Genomic DNA, 26,111 nt, shown 5'->3' with positions numbered 1-26,111 from the left:
CTTGCGCCAGGGTAGCTGAATTTTTTATGCATGATAAAAAGGTAATAAGCCCGGCAAGGATCATTGAACAGGCGAAGAGATTTTTACGGCTGCTTGCAACAAGCATACATACGCCTCCTTTTTATTCATATACCCTATCCAATGATATGAAATCATTATAGAGAAGTAAATCATATTTATAGGCTCTTAAGCACTCGATAGTAACAAAAGAACAATTTATTTTGATGTGATAATCAAAAAATATACCAGATAAGTAAAAAAATATGCTCCTGATATGAAAAGGAATTGATTCCAGAAGGAAAAGCAGGTGAATAGGACCGCAGTAAACTATTAAAATGAAAATAGTTACTGAAAAAGATGGATAATTTTAAAATTATCTTATAATTCTTACCATTTTTGATAAATACGGTTGATGTGTTTTGTGGAACTTGCCACAGATGTGTGCCTGATACAAAAGTGAGGCATGTTACATCTCATCAGCCGCTTATTTGCTATTACTCTCCATACATTATTCATTATACCGTTGGATTATAGAGAAGAGAATATCTTGTGCCCGCCCTGGTTTGTAGAAAAGTGCAGAGATTTTAGAATTTGTACAAAATATAGGGAAATACAAGGTTTTCTCCTACTATTCAATAATATTTTGTGTAACGAAGAGCATCGGTGAGGCATTCAAGAATGACAAATGTGAAATAGAGGTCAGTCACAGTCAGTCCAGGGTCACACCTTAATTAGTGGCGTGCCCAGCGAAGGGTACAGCTTTCTAGCGGGTGAAAGACCCGTCATAGTAAAAAGCCGAAAGCCATATAGCTTGGATAGCAGGGGGTGGTGGAAACATTACCATTTTAATGTTTAATGGTTTGTGATAGTACTCTTGATTAAGCTTTTTTTTAGGAGCTCTTATTGCAAGAAGGTCTTCGAGATTGTAGGTTGTGAGGTCACTTTCGGCTGTATAATAATAGGATTCTCTCTGATTTTTCCATTAATTAGGAGGGAAAGTTCTGCATATATGTATTGTTCTCGCCAATCCAAACCTATCTCTACAGCAATCACCTTATTTTGGTATATAACTCTATAGATTCCTCCATTTGATCTTTTTGTACCCTTCCCAAACCCAAACTTTTCAATGCAATGAGTCGCTTCTCCATCTCATAAAATGGACTACGAACCGCCCTTGTCGGATCAAGCCCAATATCTATAATTTCATATCTATCCGTCATCTTCTTTATTGTCCAAACCTGATTTCTTCTCATCGCAATGATCGGGTCCCAAGGATCGATGTTCCATCCTTAATACCATTTCGCACCAATCTGTTTTGCTGCCATCTTGATACGCTTCATATTCTCACCAATAACTATCCTTGTTAATAATTAATGGTATTACGGAATTCGCATTCATTTCTTCTGGAACTGTATTCTATGTGCCGCTTTCAAATCTTTCTGAAATACTTTCCAGTGGACGTTTCCCATGAATTACCGCTACGATGAGAATTCGTGTAGGCTCGATCCGGTATACCATGCGGTAACTGTAGATGAACCGTTCTCTTATTCGCTCATCCCCGATCTCTGGCACAATGCGGCCAATCAGAGGGAATTCACGGATATGCCGGGAAACTGCCAACATTTCTGTGACAACGGATCGGGCATAAAACTGGGAATCCCGAGCGATATATTCGGCAATTGATTCAAGGTCTTCTGTAGCCTCAGGCGACCACTTTACTTCGAGGTCCATTTATTGAGCTTTCTTTCAACCTCGTCCTGACTTAGCACTCCTTCCTTTTCAGCACGCTCGATTCCTCTTCGGATTTTCTCGACCACATAGAGGTGGTACTGGACATCCTCCAACGAACAATCATCGGGAAGTCTATCCAGAAGAGCCTTTACCTCTTCTTTCGCTGTGCTCATAACTAATCACCTCTTTCATAAAGTAAGATATAGAATTACATCTTAAATATTAAGTATTGATATTTTCTATTTCGTTATTATAACGGCTTCTCGAATCTCTTTCACTTTAAATCTTCAACAGATCATTATCACTTGTTAATTGAAACACCGGCTGGAGTCGGCTCCTACCATATACAAATTTGAATTTCCTATACATTTCAATTAGAGCTAAAGCTATCTGAATTGAATTAACGGTGACTATCAGCCGTCCGCTAAAGAGATTTGTTAGACATCCCTTTTTGTCTTTTAATAATTTCAGCTAATGATCTCAATGCTTGATTTACAGAATCATGGTCGGGGAAAAACTTTGCAATATCAGGATCAGTAACTACAACATTTGTTCCTTTGCTATATTTTTTTGCATATTTTTCCTGAATACCTTTGCTAAAATCATATTCTTCAAGCATGTCTGAATCTTTTCGCATTCTCTTCATATTGTTTTCTTTCATTTTTTATTGCTTTCCTTGTGCTTATGATTCTGATTTTATCTCTTCTTTCTGTATAAATAATTACCAAAAGACGATTTTTATAGGAGTTTCCAATTAAAATGAATCTATTTTCTTCATCTGAATGCAGAGGGCCATAAATCGTTAAGGATAAGGTATCTTTAAAAGCAGTGCTTGCCTCACCAAATGATACGCCGTGTATTTTTATATTCTTTCTTGCCTTGATTGGCCCATTAAAATAAAAGCATATTTCATTGTTGATTATATTGCTTGTGCAATTGAATATGACAATTGCTAGTGGAGAATCCTTTGCTAAGGATAATGATAAAGCTTACCTACTGCTATGGAGTGCAATGAAATAGCGGCCAAGTAAAGCGAATTGTTATGACTTGGGTAATCTATCGTACGGTTCCGATTCAACATTCGGTACTTTTTAATATTGCTTAAAAGTCTTTTTTCTTCCCCAATTTAGCCTCTTCTTTTAATAATCTACAGTCATAATAGCAGAGATCTTCTCGGTTGCTACATTGCTTATGAACTAGTTAAAAGAAATCTTTTCTTCTATTTCTAGCAATTTTCTTTATCTTATGTAACAATTTCAGTAATCTCACACTCAAAGTACTTATAATGAACCTCCTTGCAATCCAATAAATTCTTTAGGCATTATTAGTTTTAATTTAAATTGCTCCAAATCTGAAAATGTTTAATATTGTGAGTAACAATATAATCACAATCATCTGTTACTGCTAATTCCAAAACCATATCATCTTTTTGGTCTTTTAAACTTATTAACCCAAGACTCCATCCTTGAAAACCACTTCTCCCCTTCATCCTGATGATCATAGTACGGCGTCTCCCCTCTCATACCTCATACTGACGACGCAGTTTCAACTTAAGCCATGCGGTTTCGAACTCTGACTCTGACTCTGGCTCTACCTCCTCTTGTACTACTCTAATGAAGCGCCTTTGTGCATCGGTGATGGGAGCAATTTGTCCTATTGCGAGAGCCTCCATCCAACAGCCATAGCGCGCGAGGATTTCTTTTTCTCGTGCGGAAAAGATCGATGTATCGCATTGAGGCGCAAAGTCTCGTCGAGCGAGAAGTACCTTATGATCGTTCGGGATATCCATCTAATCCATCCTTTACTGATTCTTCTGTTTGTACAGAAAACATTCTATATCGCAATATTTCTTGACTTTGCAGAATTTATATATACAATCGCTTGGATATAACAATCTTAATCAACAACAACGAACGAAAATAAGAATTTGGTTAAGCCATATTGCACTCCATGGCTTTGTTAGGCCTTTCTTGCTGAATTAAACTTCTGGATCGCCAAATCCACAATTTCTTCTGGCTGAACCGATGCATTCTCTACCCCCAGCCATTTATATAGCATCCGCGCACAGTCTTGTTTCACAAGAATGAAAATCTTGTGCATCACTTCATATGGAAGATGGATAGGCTCATCGATGCCAAACAAGTCCTTGATCTTCTGCAGATCCTTGTGCTTATCGGCACGCATGATGCCCTTGGCATGAAGAATAACATTGCGCAGAATTCGGAGGTCGCCCATCACGTCTGACCTGACTTCCTGAACCAGTACTCCCCGCGATGTTGCAAGCCTTGGCCGAATTTCGTCTTCCCAGTAGGTGAACAGAAACACTAATATAGCCTTTGCATGTTGCTGCTCATTCGAGCCGCCTTTTGCATTAGCTGCAATATAGTCCTTTGCACGAATTATCCGGTTGTGGATGATATTGGGCTGCGTCGGATCTTCGTAGCTAGCCCAAACGATTACTCGCTCACCCGATCTTTCAGTTTTGGTTTCCACTGAGCGAGAGATGCGGTGAGTTTGCCGCTCAACACGTGTGTGATGTCCCGAAAACCCTGCGAGAGCATCCATATAAACGCCGACTTGCTGGTTAACGAAGTCGATGTACTCGCGAATTACCATATCGAAGGCATCACTCATACTAGCTCTTTGGGCCTAACATTCATTTTTATCTTTATTCTATAAATGTCGGCATTTTATGTTTTACTACATCTGTTGTCAAACAGAAATAGGAGAAAATTGTGTTGAAATAATGAATGTGTTTCTGTCATATAATGCTCACATTATTACTATATGGAATCATGATAATTATTTGGTTTTATACGTAGTAGTTTACCGCTGAGAACGCAAAATAGGATGTCACCCCTTCGGGCTTTCATTTATTTGATTCAATTACAATTTTTACAATCCCGAAGGGATTGAAGGGATGTAATTTTTATAGATGTATACAAACGAAAAAATCAAAAACCCCGAAGGGGTAACATTTTATAGGTTCATGTAGGTTTCATTCTGTTATTCCAACCAATTAAACAAATATTTTTCATTGAATATAGATTTGAGAGTATGTTCCGGTCACGGTTATTTTATCACCCGTCCGGGTAAATAGAGATATCTACGACAATTCTATTGAGATGTTAAAAAATGCCCTGAAACAGGCAATGGTGGGAAATAGTGAAAAGATAGATGCCATTAAGCGATTAAATTATCTCATAGGCTAGACAAATCCTTTTTAATTTCCAATATTCTTGTTTTGAGATTTTGCATTTCCTGAGTAGCGACATTCCATGTTAAATTAAGATCAATTCCCCAGTATTCGTGGATAAGAATATCCCTCATACCTGAAATACGTTTCCAGGAGATTTGATTGTATTTATCTTTTATCTCTTGAGGGATATTTTTTACCGCTTCCCCAATAACCTCAATTCTTCTTATCACCGAGTCCTGTAACTGCCTTAATTTAAAAAATTCTTCCTTTGTAACTCCTTTTGTATATTCCTCAATAAGTTCTATACACTCCAAAATATGTTCAATAAAAACTATTGGATCTTTTTTCACAATATAGCCACCTGTTCGCTCAATATTCTGTCCTTAAGAAGCGGATGTAATGAATTGTAAGTTAAAACATCCACTCTTTTACCTAACAGTTCTTCAAGGTCTATCTTTAGACCTGCAAGATCAAGCAAACTCGCTGTTTCTGGAAGTTCTACCAGAATATCTATATCACTCTCTTCCGTCATTTCACCTCTTACAATAGATCCAAAAAATGAAGCCCTGCTGACATTATATCGTTTTAAAATTGGCAAGATTTTACTTTCTATCTCTTCAATAATAGTTTTCTGTTTCTCATACATAGGGAATTCTTTCTATCTTATTGCTTAGAATTTCTGATAACATTTTGAAATAAACGAATCTAATAAGGGATTAGATGGTAATCGTTTATATATTTGAATTAAGGAAGTTTATTTAATCTTTGATAGGAATCTACTGACTCTCTCCTCTGTAATTTCACCTGATTCAATCAATAATTTTTGAAATTCTTTTAAATCAAATAATCTAGGCAATTCTATTTTCTTTGCCAAAATTTTTAGTAATAGGCCTGATGATATCAGCGATGTTATTGTATTGGTTTCAATTTTAATATTATTAATTGAATTGCATGAGGTAGTTTCAAACCTGCTAGATACAATTAAAAAGTAAATCTTATGAAAACCTTGTCTATCTAATATTCCTTTGAATTTATTTATATATTCTATGATTTGCCGATCATCAGTACCTAATTTATAACCATTGCTTCGAGATTTTGCATCGATAATAATCGCGTACCTATTTTGGTTATCTTTAGCAATTCCATCTGGATTTCTGCCTGTACCTTGCCCGTATTCATCCACTTCAAATTCAAGCATTTGAAAGACTAAATTTACCTTCTTTTCAAACTCATAATGTCTTTCTTCTGAAACAGAGAGTTCATCAAGATTATGTACAATCTGTGGTAGATATTTGTGATGTTCCTCAATCAATTTGCTCGTGATTGTATTTGATATTTCAGTTTTTACGTATTCTCTTTTTGGTATTATACGTACAACATCATCCCATTCCGGCTTATCAGAAGCATACTCTAAAAATTTATTAGGTATATCCTTCCATTTTAATCTGTGACTTTGACAAATTCCTTCAATAGTAGGCTTACAATTGTAATAAGCCCAATCGGCAGATACTGGTATTTTCTTAAGTTCTCTTGCTAAGTCGCCCCACTGTGTTAATATATCTTCGAGAGGTGTCTTAGGTTTTTTAAATGTGTTAGGAGTATCACCACCACTCACTTACTAACTTTGAAAAAGCATGACTTCCAAATGCCCTGCCTAATTCCCTTTTATTTATATTACACTTTTTATAAAAAGCCGTTAAAGATGGTTGCTTACCACTTTCATTTCTCAATTGAATGTACAGCTTCTTATAGTATTCTTTATCACTCATAGTTCACTATGCTTTTTCATAAGCATCAAGAAAATCATTCCTTGTGATACCTGCTTGTGTACAAATTGTTCGAAGCGTAGATGATTTTATTTTTGGATGATTAGGCATAGTCAGAGGAGTTTTAGTTCCATCTGGATTTATTCTTTCCATTGAGATATGCTCTTTTTCCCGAACTATCCGGAAGCCTAAAATCTCAAGAGACTTAATTACCTTATATTTTGGGGCATCAACCGGAAATTTTGGCATTATTTCTATATTTTAGTCTCTGCAACAAAGACTTCAAGAATAGGTGGTTCAGTTTCAAGGATATCTTCACCAAAACTTTCAATATGAAAGCGAATCGCAGATTTTACGTCTGAAAGTGCTTCGTCATATGTATCTCCTTGTCCCACCACAATACCTTTAAGCCCTAATGGATACGCTACGTAGCCATCGGGGTGCTTTTCTACAATAATTTTGTATTGTCGCATGATGATTACCTTTCTAAAGACTTTTTAAATCGAAATATGATCGGACTACTATTATACTTGTCAATCTATTAGACTTCTATGAAAAATAGTTCACCATAAAGACATAATCGATAAAGAAAGATTTATATGGTAAATAATGTATAATAAAAAATCCCCTTAGACGGCCCTTTACAAGGGAGAACTAAGGGGATTAATTTACGACAAAGGTTATTTTCCGTAGAACGAAAAGACCGGATTCTATCTTTTAAACTTCGTGTTCCTGATGCCTCCGCAACGAATTATCTTGATTATATAGGAATTTCCATTTTATTTATGCGTCTTTCGGTAGAGACAAGGCATTACCTTGTCTCTACTAAAATAAATTTATGTCTAGGAATTTCAATTCTGTAGGTTTTGCTCTCCCCTGTGCATGTTCAACGGGGATGCAAGGCTGAAGCCTTGCCCTACAGTTTAATAAAAAATAAAAGTTGGCAAAGGCCTAATTCATTATGCCAGTCCATACTTCTCAATATTCCGGTCCGCAATCTCCTGTATCTTTTGTATCTCTTCCTTTGCTTTCGCTGATTTGAAAAGATGGGCGAAACGGCCCTGGATCTTCAGGTATTCTTCCACAGGTACTTTTGGATTCTTTACCTTTCTCACCTTTGTTATCTTGCCATTCTCCATCTCAAAAACAGGATACAACCCTGTATCAATGGCTAATTTTGCCACTTTTATGGTGAGTTGTGGGTTCGATCTCCATCCGAGTGGACAGGGAGAATGAATCTGGATATATTTTGGACCTGTTATCGAGAGCGCCTTCTTTACCTTGTTTTCAATATCTTTTGGGAATGCTACCGAGGCCGTGGCAACATAGGGAATACCATGGGCGGCAGCAATGCTGGGCATGTCCTTTTTGTTATGTTTATTTCCCCATGAATACTCTCCATAAGGACTGGTTGTTGTCATACAGTCGAAGGGCGTCAAGCCGCTTCGCTGGACACCGGTGTTCATGTATGCCTCATTATCATAGCAAACGTAAAGGATATCGTGCCCCCTCTCCAGCATACCACTCAGCGCCTGTAAGCCAATATCGGCCGTTCCACCATCACCACCCTGTGCGATAACCTTCGCTTCGTTTTGCCTTCCCAGTGCCCTTAAGGCTGCTTCAATGCCTGAGGCTACTGCGGCGGAGTTCTCAAAAAGACCTCCAGACATCCTGTCGCGTCTGTTACGATAATATCCCGTCCGGCCGCACCCAATACCAGTTTTGCAGCAAGTGCTTCACCACACCCCGTACAGGCAGTATGCCCGGCTGCTAAAAGGGGGCCACATGCGTGTTCTGTCGGGGCTGTCAGTGTTGTCGTCGTCATACAATTATTTCCTCCGATGTATATATTTGTTCACCTTCACCCTTATTCTCTTCTATCAAGGAGACTGAGTAGTTTCCTGCTTTGTCCAAAGGCAGGAGGCTACCGATAGATAATTTTCTCTCCTTTATTAGGAGGTAAATAGGGAAGGGGTATAAACTGTTATCGTTTAATCAACGCTTCGTTGAGTCCAATAAACTTTTCTTCAGACAAGACGTTTACGCTGTCTTTAATAACCTGATGTATAGTATCTACCGTGATATCGCGTCCACCTAAGCCTAAGATATATCCATTAATTTTTGGTGTTTTAGGTTTACCATAGAATACGCTTTTAATCTCATTTGCTAATATGCCACCATAACCCAAAGAGACAGCTTTCTCCACTACAGCAACCTCTCTTACATGGCTCAACGCTTTGTAAATTTCATCTTTGGGAAAGGGCCGGTATGAGCGAACCTTAAGGACGCCTATTTTCTGTCCCTTTGCCCTCAGTTCATCAACTATATCCTTTATCGTACCGATAATCGAACCCATAGCCACCAGTACGAGTGAGGCATCTTCGACCTTATAGGTATCAATAAGTCCTCCTTGAAAACGGCCAAATTGATTATGAAAGTCGGCTGCAACATCGCTAATAACCTGTAACGAGGCATGCATCGTCTTTTCGATGAAATAACGGGTTTCCATATACCCATCCGGTCCTACCATAGTACCGAAAGAGAGCGGATTTTTTGGTGTTAAGTAATATTGTGGTGTAAAAGGTGGCAAAAATTTGTCTGCTTGTTCCTGGGTGATGAGTTCTATGGGATCAAATGAGTGGGTGAGGATAAAGCCATCCATACATACCATTACCGGCAGCATGACATCTTTGTTTTCGGCGATTTTGAATGCCTGAAGATGCATATCGCTTGCTTCCTGGTTATCCTCAGCATAGAGTTGTATCCAGCCGCTGTCTCGGGCTGTTAAAGAATCCTGCTGATCGTTCCAGATATTAATGGGGGCAGATACAGCCCGATTGACACAGGTCATGACGATCGGGAGCCGCATACCGGCAATATTAAAGAGTACCTCGATCATCAGTAAAAATCCCTGAGATGTAGTAGCCGTATAGGTCCTTGCTCCGGTGGCGCTTGCACCAAGAACTACGGACGCAGCGGAATGTTCACTTTCTACATTCACATATTCACATTTTAGCTCTCCATTTGCTACCAACTCCGAAAGATGTTCAACAATATGTGTCTGCGGTGTGATAGGGTAAGCGGAGATTACCTGTGGTCTGCAAACACCTACGGTTTTTGCTACAGCGATTGAGCCTTCAATAAATGTTGTACTCATTACTTCTCCTCCACTACCATATCAATATCACTCGAAGAGCACTCCTCGGCACATATTCCACAGCCTTTACAGTAGGTATAATCGACGGTATATTTCTTTTTTTCTACCATGGTAACACAACCTTCGGGGCAATAGATTTTACAGAGGCTGCAGCCAATACATTTCTCCTGGTGAAAGATTGGCTTAAAATTTCTCCAGCTTCCTGTCTGATTTGCCTTGCTAGAGCCAGCTTTGGCAATTGCGCCTAAATCTAATCTCATAATGACTCCTTTTTAATAAAATCGAAAGCCTTCAATACGGCTGCAATATTCTTTTCTCCTACCGAGCCTGGAAATTTATGATGAATTGCCTTTCGGATACCCTCTAAGCTAATTTCTCCGGTGGCCGCAGCAAAAGCCCCCAGAAGGGTTGTATTCATAATGGGTCTTCCGATTACTTCTAAAGCAATTTCCATAGCCGGAATTGTCTTTACTTTGATAGTAGTATTTACACCTAATTCAGCCACCTTTTTCTTCGAATTAATTAACAACAGTCCGTCTTCTTGTAATCCATCAAGGACATTAATTACCTCTAAGAGCGTGGGGTCTTGTACAATAACATAATTAGGTTTATAAACCTGGCTTCTGATACGGATAGGCTTATCACTAATTCGAACAAATGCCTGAACAGGTGCTCCCATCCTTTCTGATCCAAATGATGGAAATGCCTGCGCATATTTTCCATCACTATGAGCTGCAAAACCTAACAATTCTGCTGCTGTCACGGAACCTTGCCCCCCTCGTCCATGAACCCTGATCTCGATCAATGAATATGTACCTCCTATCTGGTTATTATTTTCATTATGATATATTTTTTAAAATTACCCGTGCCGGGCTTCCATCACCATCCTTTATCTTTAATGGTAATGCGATCAATTCATAATTACCTGCTTTTACGTTACTTAAGTCGAGGCCTTCAATAATGACAACGTCTTTTCTTAACAGGATATGGTGGGTATCAGCATAGGTACTTTCAAATTTTTCAACGGAAAGATAATCTATCCCTATGAGTTTTACCTCGTTATCGACTAAGTATTGGGCAGCTTCTTTTGTGATATAGATGAAATCTTTTTTAAACTCTGAGAGTTTCCAGTAAGTAGAATTAATAGTCTTAAAAATAACTCTTTTAACACCTTTTAATTGTAATAATTTTACCTCATCCAAATCAATCTTTTCTTTATTTTTTATATCGAATACCGTTGCATTTCCTATGAGGTAATCTAAGGGGATTTGATCTATTTTGATGCCGTTTTCTTCAAAATGATAGGGCGCATCAATATGGGTTCCGCAATGTGAGCCGAACTTTAATTCGGATACATTACTGGAATCACCCTGAGAAATCAAGCTTGTTTTTCGGATAGCTACAGGCGGGTCAGTAGGCCAGGTAATGAGGGTATTTGATATTGTGAGTGTAACGTCGTAGAAGCTCATTGGTTGAATGACAGGTAAATGCGAAGGATAAAATCCAAAAAATAGATTCTTTGCTTTTTAAGGATGGCAAAGGACTGAATAATTATAAAGAACTTTACTTAAAGAATAAACAAATGGATGTTAGTATGAAGTAAGACCTTTTGCAAATCTCAACATATCGCTTATGTTAATATCTGAGGTAAGGCAGTAAGTGATACCGTCCTCTTGCCATAATACAGCATTAAATCCACGGCAGTTTCCTATATAAAATTCTTGAGACCCTAATCGGACTCTTTCCAGATTTCCCGTTGAGAGGGTGTTTTTGTGTATTGTTTGGAGTGACAGTTTATTACCGCCCTTATCAAAGATAACACACGGACTGTTTGCCCCATAAGATCGAACGGGTATTCCTCCGGTACGGATTTGTCTTGTATCCAGAACGGGAGATGAATTCTCCAAATTGGTATTTAAGGTATTTCCAAGATATTTATTTACTTCACCGACAACAGAGGTTTTCTCATTAAACACCAAATTGTTATTTACCGCTACAACATGGTTTTTTACAGCATTATCAACAATAGATACGGGATCGTTATCATAATAATTTGAGTAATAAAAAATACCACCTGCCAGAAAGAGAAGTACAGATGCTGCTACTGCGTATAAACGGGAAGAAAGGAATGTGCTTCGTGGATTTCGTTGATAAATAATCTCTTTAACAGCGCGCCTGGTGTCCTCAGCATCAAGAGAATTAAGTTGGCTAAGGATTCTGTTTTGAAGATACACAGGAGCTGTGATGTTTGTGCAGTATGCTTTTACTAAAGATCGAATACCTTTTTCAAATTCATACCTTTGGCGGCATTCATCACAGTGGCCAAGATGTTCTTGAATCATTACATAATGAGGTTCGTGGACCTCTCTATCCATGAATTCATGAAGATATTTCATCGTATCAATACAAGACATTATTTTTTCCTCTTAATAAAGCCTCTGTCTTTCGCATATTCTCGCAGACTCTTTTGGAGTAATTTTCTTCCCCTGTTAAGTCTGGATTTTATGGTTCCAATAGGCACATTCGTAATTTCCGCAATATCTTTATAAGGCAATTCCTCTACATCTGAAAGCAGGACAGCTTCCCGGTATTCAAGAGGCAGGCTGTCAATTGCATGCTTTACATCATCTTCCATCAGGTTACTCAAATCAGTATATTTACTTTCTAAAGTATCTGATGGTTCTTCGGATCTCTTTTCTTCATCATAGGTTATATGATTATTGAGTGATTCCGTATCCTCGTAAAAGAACTCATTCGGCATACTCATTGTTTTTCGATACTTATTGATAAAGGTATTCCGAAGGATCTTAAAAAGCCACGCTTTTATATTTGTCCCCTTTTCAAAAGTATTAAAAAACCGGTAGGCTTTTAAATACGTTTCCTGGACAAGGTCTTCGGCTTCCTCTTTATTAAGTATCAGGCGCAATGCCATATTATAGAGGGAATCGATATGCCTCATGGCAATTTCTTCAAATTCTTTCCTTCTGTTATTTTCTTCCCTCATTGTCTTTAGATTCCAATTTTCTAAAACAAAAAAACACTGTATAAGGTTCCCATTTTACAAGAGACATTATATAAGTTTATATATGTAAATTCAAGACAATATAAGGTTTGTGGAAAAAATGAATTTTTGATATGATAGATGCAAAAGCAATATTTTACGAAGAGAAGATTTGCAAAAAAGAGATGAATTAGGCTCCACCGCAATGCCGTGAGAGGATATCTTTTGGACCCGTGTTTTATAGTAGGTTACCCCATGATAGCTTTGTACTTTTCTTATAAAGAAGAGTACGCTTACTAGCAAAGACGGGCTACCAAAATGATAGTATAGGTCCTTAAAAATAACGCCTCAAAACACGCACATGGCAGAGCCTAAAGAACTTTTGGTATCTTAGCAATTAGGCAATGTTCAGGCAAGGGAAAAATATTTGTGTATGGATTTACTTGACAGAATACCTTTTCTGAAGGTAACATAAACCACCATGAAACTTGGAGCGAGCTATTTTGCGAACCGGATACTGCGCCATGTCCGGGAAGATATGAAGAAGATGACCGATGATGGCTGTAATTTTGTCGTTCATACTTTGAGTGAGTACGATACGCTGTATCATTCGGGCACGATGGTCGATATAGTGAAGGCAAGTCACGAAGCCGGATTGGAGGTCTTTCTTGATCCATGGGGTGTCGGGCGTGTTTTTGGCGGAGAGTCCTTCTCTACCTTTGTCAAACTCTATCCACACTGCAGACAACGATTAAGTTTTTCAGAAGGCGAGATAAGAACATACAAGGCATGTTTAAACTCAAAGACATTTCGGGATACCATGCTGGCATGGATTGAATTTGCAGCAAAGACAAAGGCGGAAGGTATATTGTGGGATGAGCCGCATCTGTTTTTTGGAGAGTTTACCTCTTTGTTCGGAGGTTTAAAGAGGGATATTTGGGGATGTACCTGTAGTGTATGTGGCGATATTTTTAAACATACCTACGGCTACGAGATGCCTCTGGATTTTACCGAAGACGTAAAGGCGTTTCGACAAATGACGATTGTCAATTTTCTTGCGTACCTGGCGAATGAGGCATCTGAAAAGGGATTAAAGAGTGCAGTTTGTTTATTCCCAAAAACTGATCCCCGATATGGTATCTATGAATGGGAAAAGGTCGCCACGATTAAAAGTATACATATCTTCGGGAGTGATCCTTATTGGTACAGTTATAAACAAGATGTAACTGAATTTGTGAGTCGTATTTCTCATGATGTGATTGCCCTTTCAAAGAAATATAACAAAGAACCTCAAATATGGATACAGGGTTATCGGGTGCCTGCAAACAGAGAAGACGAGATTACAACAGCGATAGATGTGGCTTACAATTCAGGGATCCGAAACATAGCCACATGGAGCTTTGAGGGAACCGATTGTATGACGTATGTACGGTCCGAACGTCCCGAAGTTGTTTGGCACAATGTCCGTAATGCCTATCTGAAATATAAAAATATATAGTTTAGTCATGAATGAACACACATGGGCACGAATGAAGAAGCACGTAAGAAAAAGAGGAACAAGATAAAAACCTTTCTGCTTGTTGCCTCTTTTACTCTTATTTCGTGTAAATTCGTGTTCATTCGTGGCTCATGGTATTTGTAGCTAAAATTACTTACGATGAATGATAAAATAAAAAAAATTGCGCACCGTTCCTTACAGAATGAACCTGTCAGTCGCGATGATGCCCTATTTCTTATGGAAATAGAGGGCGATGAGATTTATGATGTATTCTATTGGGCTAATCAGATACGTTTACAGTATTTTGGGCATGATATAAATACCTGCTCTATTGTTAGCGCAAAACAGGGTAAATGCACAGAGGATTGTAGTTTCTGTTCTCAGTCTGCCCGTTATCATACGAGCATTGATGCCTTTCCATTCGTAAGTACAAATAAGATACTCGATGGCGCCAAATATGCGGAACAGACGGGTTCAAGCTCTCTTGGTATCGTTACCAGCGGATATAGCATCGATAATCCTCATGAGCTTGATAAGATTTGCGAGGCAATAAAAACCGTTGTTCTGAATACCGGCGTCCATCCGCATGGTTCTTTTGGAACACTGACAAAAGAAACAGCGGTATCTTTAGTGAAAAGTGGACTCAGAAGGATTAATCACAACCTGGAGACATCTGAGAGGTTTTTTCCAAAGGTATGTTCAACACACACGTTTACTGACCGGGTAAATACTATCTATGCTGCAAAGGAGGCTGGATTAGAAATATGCAGTGGCGCAATCTTTGGTATCGGGGAAGAGAGAGAAGACCGTATTCATCTGTTGTTTACCTTGAAAGATTTGGAGGTCGATGTTGTTCCTTTAAATTTTTTATATCCGATCGCTGGTACGCCACTGGAAAACAGCGCCTCTTTAGTACCGAGGGAAGCATTAAAGATTATTTCTGTATTTCGATTCGTTTTGCCTGATAAGGAAATTAAAATCGCGGGTGGCCGTGAAAAGAATCTGCGTGATTTACAATCATGGATGTTTTATGCAGGCGCTAATAGTACGATGATTGGAAACTATCTGACTACAAAGGGAAGAAAGATAGAAGATGATTTGCAAATGATAAAAGATCTTGAATTGGAATTGAAAATATCATAGCACAGCAAAGCTGCAACCAAAAAGAGTTTAACCACAAAGCACACAAAGTTTTACACAAAGGACACAAAGAAAAACTTACAAAAAAAAGAAGTTTTTACAGGGTAATACTCTAAGAGGAACAGAAGATATACATCTCTTGATCTCCTCCTGGCAGAGAGGAAACGAATACCTGTTCCTTAATCTCTTCTTTTCCGAAAATACATACGCTTACCCGTGGGTTACTACAAGGGGTAAACTTCCAATGAAAATCCTGATACTACAGAGATATACATAAGCTATACAAGAAATATTTGTGCGATGGGGACAGATTTTATTTTAGATGAGTTAAAAGGATTAAAAGACCGCTCCCTCATGCGTGAGTATAGAACTATCGAAGGTCCGCAGGGTCCCCATATTCAAATCCAGGGCACATCATATTTATCATTCTGTTCAAACAACTATCTTGGACTTGCCAATCATCCAAAAATAAAACAGGCTGCTATTGAAGCTATCCATCAATACGGATGGGGTACCGGCGCTTCACGATTGGTTTCCGGAAATATGATCCTTCATGAAAAACTTGAAAAGAAAATTGCGGAGTTTAAGGGAACGGAGGCCGCTCTGCTATTCCCGACTGGTTACATGGCTAATATGGGCGCTTTATGTGCCCTTGTCACAAAAGGAGACCTTGTTATTGGAGATAAACTGAATCACGCAAGTATTGTTGACGGCTGTCGCCAATCCGGTGCAACCTTCCGCATCTATCCTCATAATAATATTCATAAATTAGAATCATTATTACAAAGGTCTGCTCCATTCCGCAGAAAGTTGATCGTTACTGATAGTGTGTTTAGTATGGACGGTGATATTGCATTGTTACCGGAAATTGTAGAGATTGCCAAAAGATACGATGCCATGCTTATGATAGACGATGCTCATGCAACAGGGGTGTTTGGAAGACAGGGGAAAGGTATGATTGAACACTACGGGCTTGAGGGAAAGATTGATATTATTATGGGATCATTGAGTAAGGCCATCGGTAGTGTTGGTGGATTCATTGCCGGAAGTAACTACCTTATTGACTTCTTAAAGAATAAAGCCCGTTCTTTCATCTACACAACAGCCTTGCCTCCTTCCCTATGTGCCGCATCATTAGCGGGATTAACGCTTATCCAGGAGGATATATCTCTTATTGATAGGTTATGGAGTAATATTAACTATGTAAAATTCCGGTTATCGGAATTTATCCACACGATAGCAGTGGAAAGCCCGATTGTTCCTATCGTTATTGGACCGGCAAAAGATGCTCTTGATTTATCCGAGATACTCTACAGAAGAGGGATTTTAATTCCTGCGATTCGGCCGCCTACCGTGCCTTCAGGTACGAGCCGGTTGCGGATTTCCTTAATGGCTACTCATACCGAAGAGGATATAAACAGGTTACTGGATACTTTGAAAGATATTGGATTTTTAACCTTCGGGAATCATAAAACCTCAGATCAATAAATTACCTCTTGATCTACAAATTTCACAGATTGGAAATAAATTTTAAGAAAAATTATGCATAGACCAACATGGGTTGAAATTGATTTGAGTGCCCTCAGGTATAACGTATTGGCCCTGAAGAGGAAAGTCGGGCCGGAAGTAAAAATTATAGGTATTGTCAAAGCAGATGCCTACGGCCACGGTGATTATGAAGTAAGTAAAATTCTGATAAATCAGGGTGTCGAGATGCTTGGTATAGCTATCCTTGAAGAAGGCGTCCGCCTGAGGGAAAAAGGAATAAGAGCGCCGATATTACTTCTGGGAGGGCTTTTTGAGGAACAAATACCCAGTGTTATTGAATACGATTTAACGCCGACTGTTTATGACCTGAAGCTTGCCTCTGTGTTATCAAAGAGAGCAGCATATTTAAATAAAATTGTGAAAGTCCATATGTATGTGGATACCGGCATGGGGAGTATTGGTGTGAAGTACACCAGAGCTGTAGAATTTATACAGGGTATACAAGAGATGAAAAACCTTTTCATCGAAGGGATCTATACTCACTGCTCATGTTCTGACGAAAGGGATTCAGAGTATACCAATCTACAAATAAAAAGATTCCGAGAGGTATTAGCAGCTCCTGAAACAATCAATATGGGTATTCCTTTAAGACATATGGCAAATAGCGGCGCCATACTTGGTTACTTTGATGCTTATTTTACTATGGTTAGACCAGGCCTGGCGTTGTATGGGTTATATCCTTCAGAAGAGGTATCAAGGGAGATTGGCATTCGACCTGTGATGAGCTTTAAGACAAGGATTATTCATATTAAGCATATGGAACCAGGGGATGTTGTCGGTTATGGCAGAGGGTACAGGATTAACCGACCTACCCGTGTTGCAACCCTTCCCTTAGGGTATGATGATGGCTATAGTCGATTACTCTCCAATCAGGGAAAGGTTATTATAAGGGGCGTAAAAGCATCTATTATTGGCCGTATTTGTATGGATCAATGTTTCGTGGATGTAAGCTATATAAAAGAGGTATCGGTAGGGGATGAAGTTGTGCTTTATGGTATTCAGGGGCGGGAGTCGATAGCTGTAGAATCGGTTGCGAAACAGTTAAACACCATCCCCTATGAGATTGTTTGTAATGTAAGCAAACGTGTACCGAGGGTTTATATTAATTGATAAGAGAAATTACCGTTTTTATACAAAATAGGGGAGGGGGTTATTTTCCTGCCGGTAGTATCTCTATTTACTGTGTCTATGGCTATGTTACGTCGTTATCCCCAATTTGCTCATCTTATATTTTAATATTCTTCGTGTTGTTTTTAGGAATTGCGCAGCTCTGGTTTGTCTGCCGTTTGCTTTTTGAAGGGCTTTTTCTATGATTTCTTTTTCTATACGAGAGACGATCTCATCAAGTGATTCAATTCCCGATAATTCAACTGGATTGGTTATATTATGTGAGGTAGTATAATCAAATTCTTTTCTGATTTCCAAAGGAAGGTGTTCGCCGAGAATGGCATCACTGTCCCCGTAAAGGGTAAGCACTCTTTCGATAACATTTTTCAATTCTCTTATATTCCCTGGCCATAAGTAATTTTCCAACAGCTTCATTGCTGATGGGTGAATTCTTTTTGCTTTGGAGTGGAATTCCTTTTTATATTTTTGAAAATAATGATTTATCAGAAGCGGGATATCCTCTTTCCTCTCCCTTAAGGGGGGTAAATCTATAGGGACAACATTTATCCGGTAAAATAAATCCTCACGGAATGTGCCTTTCGCAATTGCAGTTTTAAGGTCGACATTGGTAGCTGCAATTAACCGGACATCAATGCTTATTGTCTTCGTGCCTCCAACCCGCACAAACTCATATTCCTGTAAAACCCGTAAAAGTTTTGCCTGGTTTGCTAAACTCATTTCGCTGATTTCATCCAGAAATATAGTGCCACCGTTTGCCAATTCGAAACGTCCTGTTTTTTTATCGGTTGCATTGGTAAATGCACCCTTCTCATGTCCAAACAATTCACTCTCTAACAGGTTATCATGCAAGTTGGGGCAGCTTACAGCGATAAAGGGCTTGGCATTTCTTGAACTTTGCACGTGTATTGCCCGGGCAATAAGTTCCTTTCCCGTACCACTCTCACCCCGAATAAGCGCTGGAGAATTCCCTTTTGCTACCCTCATAACCGTGTCGACGATTTGTCTCATGGTAGGGCATTGTCCGATAATATTATTAAATTCGAAATCTTTATTTATTTCAGAGCGAAGATATGCTACCTCCTGCGAGAGTTCTCTTGAATGGAGTATTTTATCGATAATGAGTTTGATTTCTTCCACATCAAACGGTTTTACAATATAATCAGAAGCGCCTAGTTTCATGGAATCAATAGCTGTTTTAACCGTTTTTATCGCGGTGACTATTATGGTATCGATATCGTGATACGTTTTATTGATTTCTTTAAGGACGTCCAGTCCTGCCATTCCCGGCATAATAATATCGAGAATTACTAAATTAACACTCTCATTACGGAGGATTTCTAACGCTTTTAAACCATCATTGGCAGTAAGAACCCTGTAGGTATCTTTTAATATCATTCTAAACGATTCAAGTATTCCTATTTCATCATCAACTACCAGAATAGTTTTCATAATATTTGATACCTTATATTTGACACCTTACTTTATAATAATATTGAGAAGGTAACACATATTCTTACTTAATAGGAAAAGTAATAAAAAAAGAGCTTTAAACCTTTATTGGTTATTATCTTACATCATTATAACCTATCCTGATATATCACGACTTTTCATAGGTAAGCATTTTCTATTGTTGATGAGTCCAAAATAAGTAATTACATGATAATAAAGTAAATAAATTTGTCAAATATATTGTGTACAAATTTGCACAGATTTACACAGCGTTGTTTCGTAAATTGTATAAGTGTTTTGTTATCAACAACTTAAGAAAAACAAGGTGAAGGCTTAAACTCTTCTAAATTCAGTACTTATGAATATTTATGCAACAATGTTGATTCATAACCAATATCTGCTTTTGGAGTCTTATCCTACTGTGTTATCTCTCTGTATCTATCGTGTAAAAGTTTTGTTATAGGACCGGGGATAAGCTTTCCAATAGATTGTCCGTTCATTTTTGAAATGGGCATGATCTCTAGTAAGGAGTTAGTGATAAAGACCTCGTCCGCCTCAAGGACTGTTTCCATTCCAAAGAGCTTCTCCAAGGTACAAATATTGTTTTCTCTACAGAGCTTTAAGACAACCTTCCGTGTAATGCCCGGCAAAATATTGGCATTCAGGGATGGAGTAATAATAGTATTTCCCTGAACAATGAAAATATTACTTACAGCACATTCGGTAACATAGTTATCTGTATTGAGGATAAGTGCATCGTGAGCTTTCTCTTCTATTGCTTCTTTCTTTATAAGACAGTTAGCTAAGAAGTTGAGTGTTTTGTGACGTGAAAGAGGGCAGGTAGTACTCCTCCGGATATGGGAAGTGATAAGCGACATACCGTTTTTATATAACGATGCCGGGTAAGGCGTCAATGGTTTTGTGTGAATTACAAAGGTAGGGTTTATAATTTCCGCAGGAATAATTCCATGTGCCGCAAATCCACGGGAGAGTGTCATACGTACATAGGCATCCGTTAAATTGTTTGTAGTAAGAAGCTGTTCAATAATGTGTCGTATTTGCTGAGATGTATAAGGAAAAGGGATATCAAAATACTGTGCCGAATTTGAGAGACGTGTAATGTGATCGTCAATTCGGAATGGCTTTTTATTGTAAGTTCTCAAAGTTTCAAAAAGACCATCTCCATAAAGAAAACCCCGGTCCAGGGTGCTTATGTGTCCTTCAGTTTCTTCTATAATTTTATCATTTAAAAAGATAGCGTTGGACAATGGGCTTTACCAATTTTACACGTTCTATGATAACCGGTATTTTTCTATCGTGAATTACATAATTTTAAGGAATCAATGAGGGCCTTGGCCTTATGCATAGTCTCTTCGTACTCTTCTTCTTCGTCTGAATCGGCTACAATACCACTCCCAACCTGAAAGTATACTGTCTTACCCTTCATAACGAAGGTGCGTATAGCAATGTTAAGGTCCATATCTCCGTTAAATCCTATGTACCCCACAGCGCCTGTATAAACACCTCGTTTGGTAGGTTCAAGCTCATCAATAATCTGCATGGCACGGATCTTTGGTGCGCCGGTAATAGAACCTCCGGGAAACGTAGCCTTTAGCAAGTCTACTAAATCGTATCGTTCATGCAAATCCCCTTCAACAGTAGAAACCAGATGATACACGGTAGGGTAGGTTTCTAAAACCTTTTTTTCTGTCACATTAACAGAACCATAATTGCACACACGCCCCAGATCATTTCGTTCCAGGTCAGTAATCATGGTAAGCTCTGCATCATCCTTTGGGCTGGAGATTAAGGCCTGTCTCATGTGATCATCTGTTTTTTCGTCCTTACCGCGAGGCCGTGTGCCTTTAATAGGACGGGTCTGGACATGTCTGTTGCGGACCTGAAGGAATCTCTCAGGTGAGGAACTGATAATCGCAACATCATCAAAGGTTACATAGCAGGAAAACGGAGCCGGATTTACCGAACGCAATCTCTTATAAAGTTTATAGGGGGGGATAGCGATGTGAGTTTCTAACCGTTGAGAAAGATTGACCTGATACACATCGCCCGCCTTGATATAGTCTTTGATCTGCCTGATTGCGCCGAGATAGAGTTCTTTTGTAAAATTAAAACGGAATGTAGGTTCAGATAGTTCTAAAGGAGCGGGATGGTTTATGGTTTCAGATGTACTATCTGATTTTTTACCTAATACATGAGCGATTTGTTCTATCTTATCTTTTAGGGTATTATCAATACCGAAGTCTACTCCAACTATAGAGCATTTTCCCAGAACATGATCGTAAGAGATAACAATATCATAAAATCCCATATACATATCAGGTAGTCCCATATCATCAACGGCCTTGCTCGGTAATTTCTCGACAAAATGGCACAAGTCATAGCCAAGATATCCAACCGCACCACAAGGAAAGGGGATGGATTTTTGTATGGTTGTCAATGAGAACTGTTTTAATAATTCCCGAAGATGTTCAAAGGGATTTCCTTCAGTTTCTATGGTACCATCTTTGTCAGTCAGGGTAATCTTGCGATGCTTTGTCTTTATGGTTAAAAAGGGATCGAAACCGAGAAAGGAATATCTTGAAATTCCTTTGGCAGGCAAAGCGCTATCGAGAAAAAATAGGTTGGTATTGGAGACAAGCCGGCAAAACGCCTCAAAGGGGGGGCAGGCATCCTTGACCTCATGAACAAAAACGTCACCTGCTAGCACGTAGGTAAATCCATTTCTCTTTTGATAGTTATTTGACTCTCAATTATAGTAAAAAGATTAACGTTTGTTGTGTAATTCTAGATAGGGTCTAAATTTTTGTCAAGGTAAATTACTTGCACCGCTTCTTAAAAGACTGTTTTTCCTTGTTATTTGCCTTCGAGTATGCTAACATCAAAAGCGATTTCTCCCCTGAGTTGGAAAACATACATGATGTATTTGTTCTGTATCCGTTGCCACATAATTTCGGATTGAAATATGCAGGATTATGTCAATAAATACCTTGCACATATTGAGCACGACAAGAACTTTTCATTACAAACCTTGAGGGCATATCAGAACGATTTAAACCAATATCTTTCGTTTCTTAGGAATGAACGCTGCTGTGATCTTGGGAATGTAAGCCGGTTATTGCTGAGAAAGTTTCTTGCCTTCTTAAAAGAACAAGGGTATTCAAAAGCTACCATCGCAAGAAAATTAGTATCCATTCGGTCTCTTCACAAATATCTCTGTCGTGAAGGTATTTTAGAATTCAATCCTGTAGAAAATATCCGGACGCCGAAATTAGAGAGAAAGCTCCCTGAGTTTATGAGTGTCAATGATACTGAAGTGCTTTTAAATCAGCCCGATTTACACTCTTCACTCAGCATCCGCGATAGCGCTATGATGGAGACATTATACAGCACAGGCATCAGGGTAAGCGAACTGGTAGGGATTGATGTTGCAGATGTAAATTTTCTTGAAGGGGTTGTTAAAGTAAAGGGAAAAGGCAAAAAGGAACGTCTGTTGCCTATAGGAAATTATGCCTTAAACGCCATACGGTTATATCTCGATAAAAGAGGTTCAGATAATCAGGCGCTCTTTTTAAACAAGTGCGGGGGACGCCTCACGGACCGGAGTGTGGCGCGAGCGCTGGAAAAATACATAAAAAAGGCAGGGTTAAGCAGTAAAATTTCTCCTCATACCTTTCGGCATAGTTTTGCAACTCACTTGCTAGACCAGGGTGCTGATTTGCGCTTTGTCCAGGAGCTTCTGGGTCATGCCAATCTTTCCACCACTCAAATCTATACCCATATAACTACGGAACGGTTAAAACAGGTATACGACAGAACACATCCCAGGGCATAAAAGTAGGAATAGCTTTTCCATAAATTTAACGTATAGGAATTCAATATCTATTGTAGGGGCGAAGCATTTGCCGTTATTGGCCTAAAATACTATGTATACGCTGAACGGCAAATGCTTCGCCCCCTTGCCGCCTGGCCGCAAAACAAAAGTCGCCCAAGTCCTATTTTATATGGGTCCGTTTCTTGCCGTTTTGTATTTGATAATTTCTACTATTCTTGTTACAGTAACTTTATGAAAAATTTTTCTGTATCATTTCAGCAAAGTCCATATCTGTTAAAATACCGATTTTTCCCTTTTCGTGAATATCTGAAAGAGCAATTCCCTTATAAAGTACACAAGATATCGCTCCATGCCGGTTTTACGTGTCCCAATCGTGATGGACGTGTTGGTGTGGGCGGGTGTACCTATTGTGCCAATGAGAGCTTTAGTCCGAATGTCAAAGGACCTTATCTTTCCATAAAAGAACAAATCAAGAAAGGCAAGGCGTTTCATAAGCAGAGATACGGTGCTGAAAAATTTATCGCTTATTTCCAGTCCTTTACCAATACCTATGCAGATGTTGAAACTTTGAGATTATGTTATGAAGAGGCGTTAGCAGATAAGGATGTTATTGGGATTTCCATCGGTACACGACCCGATTGCATAACGGATGATAGTATAGACCTTATTAACGGCTATACAGAAAACTATCATGTATGGATTGAATACGGACTTCAATCCATACATGATGCAACCTTAAGGCGTATGAACAGAGGACATGACTACCGCACATTTCTCAACGCCATAAATCGTACAAAAAAAACTTGCATCCGCATATGCGTTCATGTTATCTTAGGATTGCCTGGAGAAACAAGAGAAGATATGATAGAGACAGCAAAGGCTGTTGCTGGATTGAATATACAAGGCATCAAACTTCATCATTTATATGTAGCGAAAAATACTGCGTTAGCTAAAGAATATTTTGAAGGTAAGATACAAACATTGGATATGAACACGTATATTCAACTTGCTGCAGACTTCCTGGAGCATATTCCATCAGATGTCACAGTCCAGAGGCTCGTGGGTGATACGCATGGCGATTTTCTTATATCGCCGGTATGGAAGGCTAGTAAAGCAGAGATTACTTCAGGGATAAGCCGGGAACTGGAACATCGGGGATCATATCAAGGCTGTTTGTATAAGAGTGAGATACCGGTAAGAACCAATCATTTAACCTCGGCGCCCGTTTTACATATACAGGGGCAAGATTCAAAAAAGCCAAAATTACATACCATAAACATATAATGCGGGCGTAATTCAGTGGTAGAATACTAGCTTCCCAAGCTAGGTATGGGGGTTCGATTCCCCTCGCCCGCTGGACAAAGATGTCCATAAAGTTCCGTCATATATGCCGTACTATGCCCAACCCACTTTGCAACTTCCCAAATAGATATTCCTGCCATTAAGCATTGACTAATAAAAGTATGTCTTAATGTATGTAAACCTATATCTGTTAATCCAACTTTTTCGACAAGTTCAATAAAGTTTCTACTTGCTCTATCCTCATGAATAATCTTGCCATCTTTCTTGAAACAATATTCATCACCATTTACACCGTTAAAAACAGATTCTAAATTTTTATGAAGTGGTAATATACGTTCTCCCTTCGATTTTATTGTAAAGTCCTGTTTGTTTTTGATATGAATTGTCATTTTGCAAATATCGATATCTTGATATTGAAGATAAAGCAATTCTCGGCGTCTCATTCCAGTATAAACAGCAGCTTTAACAAGATTTTCCAAATATGTACCTTTAGTAACATCTAATACCTTAGAAATCTCTTCTTTTGATAAGAAACGCTGTTTATTTTTCTGAATACCACGAATAGGATTTAACTTTTTAGCTGGATTATTATTAATATATCCAAGATTAACAGCAAAATTTAAAAGTGTACTAATTATTGTAATTGTATTTTTAACTGTATGAGGCTTGCGGAAATCAAGTAAATGCGCTTTATAATGCTCAAGGTGTGATACAGTAATTTGGTCCAGATAACTGATTCCCTGGTCTGTCATGTACTTAAGAAAATTATTTAATTTCCATTGTTTTGTCTGAAGCCAATCTTTACAAAAATTATTCTTATTCAGAAAAATATACTCTTGTATTATATCTTCAAGTTTTACTTTAAGATTGTTTTTAAGTTCATATTTACCAAGATATAATTCATTATATATTTTTCGTGCAAATTGAATTGCCAATTCTCTTGATGAGGTTTTGGTACTACCTCTGTATCTTACATTGTTAATATAAAAGTCATAATACCATTTACGATTTCTTTTATGTAATCCGAAGTCCATCTTTGCTTTTTCTTTTTTTTGAATCCTAAGAGGCAAGGTTTTGATTATTTTTTTGGAACAGCTTAGAGCTGATGTTCCAAAAAAATAAATCAAAGTGGTATATAGATAAAAAATTTTCTGGAAAAATAGCCCAGAAAATTTTTTACACAAGTAATTATCTCTATCAAGTACCAGCAAACATTATCAATAAAAAGTAATACGCTAACGCGCTTACTAAGCCCCTGACGTAACATACCTACATTCTGACATGACATGCGTATAAGTATGGACAAGGCAATTTCATCACAAGTAATCCCAAGAAGTTT

Annotated in this window: 31 protein-coding genes, 1 tRNA gene, 1 other RNA gene and 1 pseudogene; 7 read left to right on the top strand and 27 right to left on the bottom strand. The window is 38.4% G+C overall.

Annotated elements, in window-relative coordinates; genetic code table 11:
- Positions 1 to 1,049: 1,049 nt before the first annotated feature.
- From FBQ94_RS15985 to ssrS, 22 genes and pseudogenes are all read right to left on the bottom strand, one after another.
- Complete coding sequence (locus tag FBQ94_RS15985) at positions 1,050 to 1,253, bottom strand: hypothetical protein (RefSeq protein ID WP_007221259.1); 204 nt, start codon at positions 1,251 to 1,253, stop codon at positions 1,050 to 1,052.
- 163 nt (positions 1,254 to 1,416) lie between these two features.
- On the bottom strand, positions 1,417 to 1,731 hold the full coding sequence (locus FBQ94_RS15980) for a type II toxin-antitoxin system RelE/ParE family toxin (RefSeq protein WP_007221260.1): 315 nt from the start codon (positions 1,729 to 1,731) through the stop codon (positions 1,417 to 1,419).
- On the bottom strand, positions 1,716 to 1,904 hold the full coding sequence (locus FBQ94_RS15975) for a hypothetical protein (protein WP_007221261.1): 189 nt from the start codon (positions 1,902 to 1,904) through the stop codon (positions 1,716 to 1,718). Before FBQ94_RS15975 ends, FBQ94_RS15980 begins: the two co-directional genes overlap by 16 nt.
- Before the next feature lie 251 nt (positions 1,905 to 2,155).
- On the bottom strand, positions 2,156 to 2,392 hold the full coding sequence (locus FBQ94_RS15970) for a hypothetical protein (RefSeq protein ID WP_007221262.1): 237 nt from the start codon (positions 2,390 to 2,392) through the stop codon (positions 2,156 to 2,158).
- Entirely contained in the window at positions 2,343 to 2,591 is a 249-nt protein-coding gene (locus tag FBQ94_RS17585; protein WP_352246958.1) for a BrnT family toxin, read from the bottom strand. Before FBQ94_RS17585 ends, FBQ94_RS15970 begins: the two co-directional genes overlap by 50 nt.
- A 470-nt stretch (positions 2,592 to 3,061) precedes the next feature.
- Positions 3,062 to 3,232, bottom strand: a complete 171-nt coding sequence (locus FBQ94_RS15965; RefSeq protein WP_007221263.1) for a PIN domain-containing protein — start codon at positions 3,230 to 3,232, stop codon at positions 3,062 to 3,064.
- 18 nt (positions 3,233 to 3,250) lie between these two features.
- Positions 3,251 to 3,520: a DUF413 domain-containing protein gene (maoP, locus tag FBQ94_RS17580; protein ID WP_040543612.1), complete on the bottom strand. Its 270-nt coding sequence runs from the start codon at positions 3,518 to 3,520 to the stop codon at positions 3,251 to 3,253.
- A 170-nt stretch (positions 3,521 to 3,690) separates the two neighbouring features.
- Positions 3,691 to 4,365: a hypothetical protein gene (locus tag FBQ94_RS15960; protein ID WP_007221264.1), complete on the bottom strand. Its 675-nt coding sequence runs from the start codon at positions 4,363 to 4,365 to the stop codon at positions 3,691 to 3,693.
- 567 nt (positions 4,366 to 4,932) lie between these two features.
- Entirely contained in the window at positions 4,933 to 5,280 is a 348-nt protein-coding gene (locus FBQ94_RS15955; RefSeq protein ID WP_007221265.1) for a HepT-like ribonuclease domain-containing protein, read from the bottom strand.
- Positions 5,277 to 5,576 (bottom strand): nucleotidyltransferase family protein, encoded by a 300-nt coding sequence (locus FBQ94_RS15950; RefSeq protein WP_007221266.1) that lies wholly within the window; start codon positions 5,574 to 5,576, stop codon positions 5,277 to 5,279. Before FBQ94_RS15950 ends, FBQ94_RS15955 begins: the two co-directional genes overlap by 4 nt.
- A gap of 108 nt (positions 5,577 to 5,684) precedes the next feature.
- Positions 5,685 to 6,545: a restriction endonuclease FokI C-terminal domain-containing protein gene (locus FBQ94_RS15945; protein WP_007221267.1), complete on the bottom strand. Its 861-nt coding sequence runs from the start codon at positions 6,543 to 6,545 to the stop codon at positions 5,685 to 5,687.
- Positions 6,532 to 6,699, bottom strand: a complete 168-nt coding sequence (locus FBQ94_RS15940) for a hypothetical protein (protein ID WP_007221268.1) — start codon at positions 6,697 to 6,699, stop codon at positions 6,532 to 6,534. The genes FBQ94_RS15945 and FBQ94_RS15940 overlap by 14 nt, the downstream gene beginning before the upstream one ends.
- A 6-nt stretch (positions 6,700 to 6,705) precedes the next feature.
- Positions 6,706 to 6,945, bottom strand: a complete 240-nt coding sequence (locus FBQ94_RS15935) for a type II toxin-antitoxin system HicA family toxin (protein ID WP_007221269.1) — start codon at positions 6,943 to 6,945, stop codon at positions 6,706 to 6,708.
- 5 nt (positions 6,946 to 6,950) lie between these two features.
- On the bottom strand, positions 6,951 to 7,169 hold the full coding sequence (locus FBQ94_RS15930) for a type II toxin-antitoxin system HicB family antitoxin (RefSeq protein ID WP_007221270.1): 219 nt from the start codon (positions 7,167 to 7,169) through the stop codon (positions 6,951 to 6,953).
- Between the two features lie 486 nt (positions 7,170 to 7,655).
- Positions 7,656 to 8,521 (bottom strand): annotated as a pseudogene (locus FBQ94_RS15925) (thiamine pyrophosphate-dependent enzyme).
- Between the two features lie 159 nt (positions 8,522 to 8,680).
- Positions 8,681 to 9,853, bottom strand: a complete 1,173-nt coding sequence (locus FBQ94_RS15915) for a transketolase C-terminal domain-containing protein (RefSeq protein WP_007221272.1) — start codon at positions 9,851 to 9,853, stop codon at positions 8,681 to 8,683.
- The gene (locus tag FBQ94_RS15910) at positions 9,853 to 10,113 is read right to left on the bottom strand and encodes a 4Fe-4S binding protein (RefSeq protein ID WP_007221273.1); all 261 of its coding nucleotides are present in this window, start codon (positions 10,111 to 10,113) and stop codon (positions 9,853 to 9,855) included. The genes FBQ94_RS15915 and FBQ94_RS15910 overlap by 1 nt, the downstream gene beginning before the upstream one ends.
- Positions 10,110 to 10,658, bottom strand: a complete 549-nt coding sequence (locus FBQ94_RS15905; protein ID WP_007221274.1) for a pyruvate ferredoxin oxidoreductase subunit gamma — start codon at positions 10,656 to 10,658, stop codon at positions 10,110 to 10,112. The genes FBQ94_RS15910 and FBQ94_RS15905 overlap by 4 nt, the downstream gene beginning before the upstream one ends.
- 34 nt (positions 10,659 to 10,692) lie before the next feature.
- Positions 10,693 to 11,322 carry a cyclase family protein gene (locus tag FBQ94_RS15900; protein ID WP_007221275.1) on the bottom strand — a complete coding sequence of 210 codons (630 nt, stop codon included), beginning with the start codon at positions 11,320 to 11,322 and terminating at the stop codon, positions 10,693 to 10,695.
- A gap of 120 nt (positions 11,323 to 11,442) precedes the next feature.
- Positions 11,443 to 12,267, bottom strand: a complete 825-nt coding sequence (locus FBQ94_RS15895; RefSeq protein WP_007221276.1) for a zf-HC2 domain-containing protein — start codon at positions 12,265 to 12,267, stop codon at positions 11,443 to 11,445.
- Complete coding sequence (locus FBQ94_RS15890; RefSeq protein ID WP_007221277.1) at positions 12,267 to 12,857, bottom strand: sigma-70 family RNA polymerase sigma factor; 591 nt, start codon at positions 12,855 to 12,857, stop codon at positions 12,267 to 12,269. The genes FBQ94_RS15895 and FBQ94_RS15890 overlap by 1 nt, the downstream gene beginning before the upstream one ends.
- A 190-nt stretch (positions 12,858 to 13,047) precedes the next feature.
- Positions 13,048 to 13,228: non-coding RNA, 6S RNA (ssrS, locus tag FBQ94_RS17640), on the bottom strand.
- 107 nt (positions 13,229 to 13,335) lie between these two features.
- On the opposite strand from ssrS, the gene FBQ94_RS15885 reads away from it, so the two are divergent.
- The 4 genes from FBQ94_RS15885 to alr all read left to right on the top strand — a co-directional run bounded on the left by FBQ94_RS15885 (position 13,336) and on the right by alr (position 18,150).
- Positions 13,336 to 14,352: a hypothetical protein gene (locus FBQ94_RS15885; protein ID WP_007221278.1), complete on the top strand. Its 1,017-nt coding sequence runs from the start codon at positions 13,336 to 13,338 to the stop codon at positions 14,350 to 14,352.
- A gap of 159 nt (positions 14,353 to 14,511) precedes the next feature.
- Positions 14,512 to 15,495 (top strand): biotin synthase BioB, encoded by a 984-nt coding sequence (gene bioB / locus FBQ94_RS15880; RefSeq protein ID WP_007221279.1) that lies wholly within the window; start codon positions 14,512 to 14,514, stop codon positions 15,493 to 15,495.
- A 297-nt stretch (positions 15,496 to 15,792) separates the two neighbouring features.
- Positions 15,793 to 16,980 carry an 8-amino-7-oxononanoate synthase gene (bioF, locus tag FBQ94_RS15875; RefSeq protein ID WP_007221280.1) on the top strand — a complete coding sequence of 396 codons (1,188 nt, stop codon included), beginning with the start codon at positions 15,793 to 15,795 and terminating at the stop codon, positions 16,978 to 16,980.
- 54 nt (positions 16,981 to 17,034) lie between these two features.
- Positions 17,035 to 18,150: an alanine racemase gene (alr, locus tag FBQ94_RS15870; protein ID WP_007221281.1), complete on the top strand. Its 1,116-nt coding sequence runs from the start codon at positions 17,035 to 17,037 to the stop codon at positions 18,148 to 18,150.
- An 87-nt stretch (positions 18,151 to 18,237) separates the two neighbouring features.
- Here alr and FBQ94_RS15865 read toward each other — a convergent pair whose 3' ends face one another.
- From FBQ94_RS15865 to pabB, 3 genes are all read right to left on the bottom strand, one after another.
- Positions 18,238 to 19,617 carry a sigma-54-dependent transcriptional regulator gene (locus tag FBQ94_RS15865; RefSeq protein WP_285442256.1) on the bottom strand — a complete coding sequence of 460 codons (1,380 nt, stop codon included), beginning with the start codon at positions 19,615 to 19,617 and terminating at the stop codon, positions 18,238 to 18,240.
- Positions 19,618 to 20,033: 416 nt separating this feature from the next.
- Positions 20,034 to 20,885 carry an aminodeoxychorismate lyase gene (pabC, locus tag FBQ94_RS15860; protein ID WP_007221283.1) on the bottom strand — a complete coding sequence of 284 codons (852 nt, stop codon included), beginning with the start codon at positions 20,883 to 20,885 and terminating at the stop codon, positions 20,034 to 20,036.
- Between the two features lie 44 nt (positions 20,886 to 20,929).
- Positions 20,930 to 22,345: an aminodeoxychorismate synthase component I gene (gene pabB / locus FBQ94_RS15855; protein ID WP_007221284.1), complete on the bottom strand. Its 1,416-nt coding sequence runs from the start codon at positions 22,343 to 22,345 to the stop codon at positions 20,930 to 20,932.
- A gap of 255 nt (positions 22,346 to 22,600) precedes the next feature.
- On the opposite strand from pabB, the gene xerC reads away from it, so the two are divergent.
- From xerC to FBQ94_RS15840, 3 genes are all read left to right on the top strand, one after another.
- Positions 22,601 to 23,470: a tyrosine recombinase XerC gene (xerC, locus tag FBQ94_RS15850; protein WP_007221285.1), complete on the top strand. Its 870-nt coding sequence runs from the start codon at positions 22,601 to 22,603 to the stop codon at positions 23,468 to 23,470.
- 231 nt (positions 23,471 to 23,701) lie between these two features.
- Complete coding sequence (gene mnmL / locus FBQ94_RS15845) at positions 23,702 to 24,754, top strand: tRNA modification radical SAM protein MnmL/YtqA (protein WP_007221286.1); 1,053 nt, start codon at positions 23,702 to 23,704, stop codon at positions 24,752 to 24,754.
- Between the two features lies 1 nt (position 24,755).
- Positions 24,756 to 24,826, top strand: a tRNA-Gly gene (locus tag FBQ94_RS15840).
- Here the strand turns inward: FBQ94_RS15840 and FBQ94_RS17575 are convergent.
- Positions 24,781 to 25,806, bottom strand: coding sequence for a tyrosine-type recombinase/integrase (locus FBQ94_RS17575; RefSeq protein ID WP_352246956.1), 1,026 nt, complete (start codon positions 25,804 to 25,806; stop codon positions 24,781 to 24,783). The genes FBQ94_RS15840 and FBQ94_RS17575 overlap by 46 nt on opposite strands.
- A gap of 89 nt (positions 25,807 to 25,895) precedes the next feature.
- The coding region (locus tag FBQ94_RS15835; protein ID WP_285442255.1) for a hypothetical protein at positions 25,896 to 26,111 on the bottom strand (216 nt) is incomplete at its 5' end.

This window comes from Candidatus Jettenia sp. AMX1 (assembly GCF_030263775.1).
GTDB classification, from domain to species: Bacteria; Planctomycetota; Brocadiia; order Brocadiales; family Brocadiaceae; genus Jettenia; species Jettenia caeni.
The sequence above is the reverse complement of the archived record's forward strand: the minus strand, read 5'-3'. Positions and strand labels throughout refer to the sequence as shown.

Coding starts and splice junctions, on each gene's coding strand:
- FBQ94_RS15985 (WP_007221259.1), bottom strand. CDS start 1,253: ATGAGAAGAAATCAGGTTTGGACAATAAAGAAGATGACGGATAGATAT.
- FBQ94_RS15980 (WP_007221260.1), bottom strand. CDS start 1,731: ATGGACCTCGAAGTAAAGTGGTCGCCTGAGGCTACAGAAGACCTTGAA.
- FBQ94_RS15975 (WP_007221261.1), bottom strand. CDS start 1,904: ATGAGCACAGCGAAAGAAGAGGTAAAGGCTCTTCTGGATAGACTTCCC.
- FBQ94_RS15970 (WP_007221262.1), bottom strand. CDS start 2,392: ATGAAAGAAAACAATATGAAGAGAATGCGAAAAGATTCAGACATGCTT.
- FBQ94_RS15965 (WP_007221263.1), bottom strand. CDS start 3,232: ATGATCATCAGGATGAAGGGGAGAAGTGGTTTTCAAGGATGGAGTCTT.
- maoP (WP_040543612.1), bottom strand. CDS start 3,520: ATGGATATCCCGAACGATCATAAGGTACTTCTCGCTCGACGAGACTTT.
- FBQ94_RS15960 (WP_007221264.1), bottom strand. CDS start 4,365: ATGAGTGATGCCTTCGATATGGTAATTCGCGAGTACATCGACTTCGTT.
- FBQ94_RS15950 (WP_007221266.1), bottom strand. CDS start 5,576: ATGTATGAGAAACAGAAAACTATTATTGAAGAGATAGAAAGTAAAATC.
- FBQ94_RS15940 (WP_007221268.1), bottom strand. CDS start 6,699: ATGAGTGATAAAGAATACTATAAGAAGCTGTACATTCAATTGAGAAAT.
- FBQ94_RS15935 (WP_007221269.1), bottom strand. CDS start 6,945: ATGCCAAAATTTCCGGTTGATGCCCCAAAATATAAGGTAATTAAGTCT.
- FBQ94_RS15930 (WP_007221270.1), bottom strand. CDS start 7,169: ATGCGACAATACAAAATTATTGTAGAAAAGCACCCCGATGGCTACGTA.
- FBQ94_RS15915 (WP_007221272.1), bottom strand. CDS start 9,853: ATGAGTACAACATTTATTGAAGGCTCAATCGCTGTAGCAAAAACCGTA.
- FBQ94_RS15910 (WP_007221273.1), bottom strand. CDS start 10,113: ATGAGATTAGATTTAGGCGCAATTGCCAAAGCTGGCTCTAGCAAGGCA.
- FBQ94_RS15900 (WP_007221275.1), bottom strand. CDS start 11,322: ATGAGCTTCTACGACGTTACACTCACAATATCAAATACCCTCATTACC.
- FBQ94_RS15895 (WP_007221276.1), bottom strand. CDS start 12,267: ATGTCTTGTATTGATACGATGAAATATCTTCATGAATTCATGGATAGA.
- FBQ94_RS15890 (WP_007221277.1), bottom strand. CDS start 12,857: ATGAGGGAAGAAAATAACAGAAGGAAAGAATTTGAAGAAATTGCCATG.
- FBQ94_RS15885 (WP_007221278.1), top strand. CDS start 13,336: ATGAAACTTGGAGCGAGCTATTTTGCGAACCGGATACTGCGCCATGTC.
- bioB (WP_007221279.1), top strand. CDS start 14,512: ATGAATGATAAAATAAAAAAAATTGCGCACCGTTCCTTACAGAATGAA.
- bioF (WP_007221280.1), top strand. CDS start 15,793: ATGGGGACAGATTTTATTTTAGATGAGTTAAAAGGATTAAAAGACCGC.
- alr (WP_007221281.1), top strand. CDS start 17,035: ATGCATAGACCAACATGGGTTGAAATTGATTTGAGTGCCCTCAGGTAT.
- FBQ94_RS15865 (WP_285442256.1), bottom strand. CDS start 19,617: ATGAAAACTATTCTGGTAGTTGATGATGAAATAGGAATACTTGAATCG.
- xerC (WP_007221285.1), top strand. CDS start 22,601: ATGCAGGATTATGTCAATAAATACCTTGCACATATTGAGCACGACAAG.
- mnmL (WP_007221286.1), top strand. CDS start 23,702: ATGAAAAATTTTTCTGTATCATTTCAGCAAAGTCCATATCTGTTAAAA.
- FBQ94_RS17575 (WP_352246956.1), bottom strand. CDS start 25,806: ATGGACTTCGGATTACATAAAAGAAATCGTAAATGGTATTATGACTTT.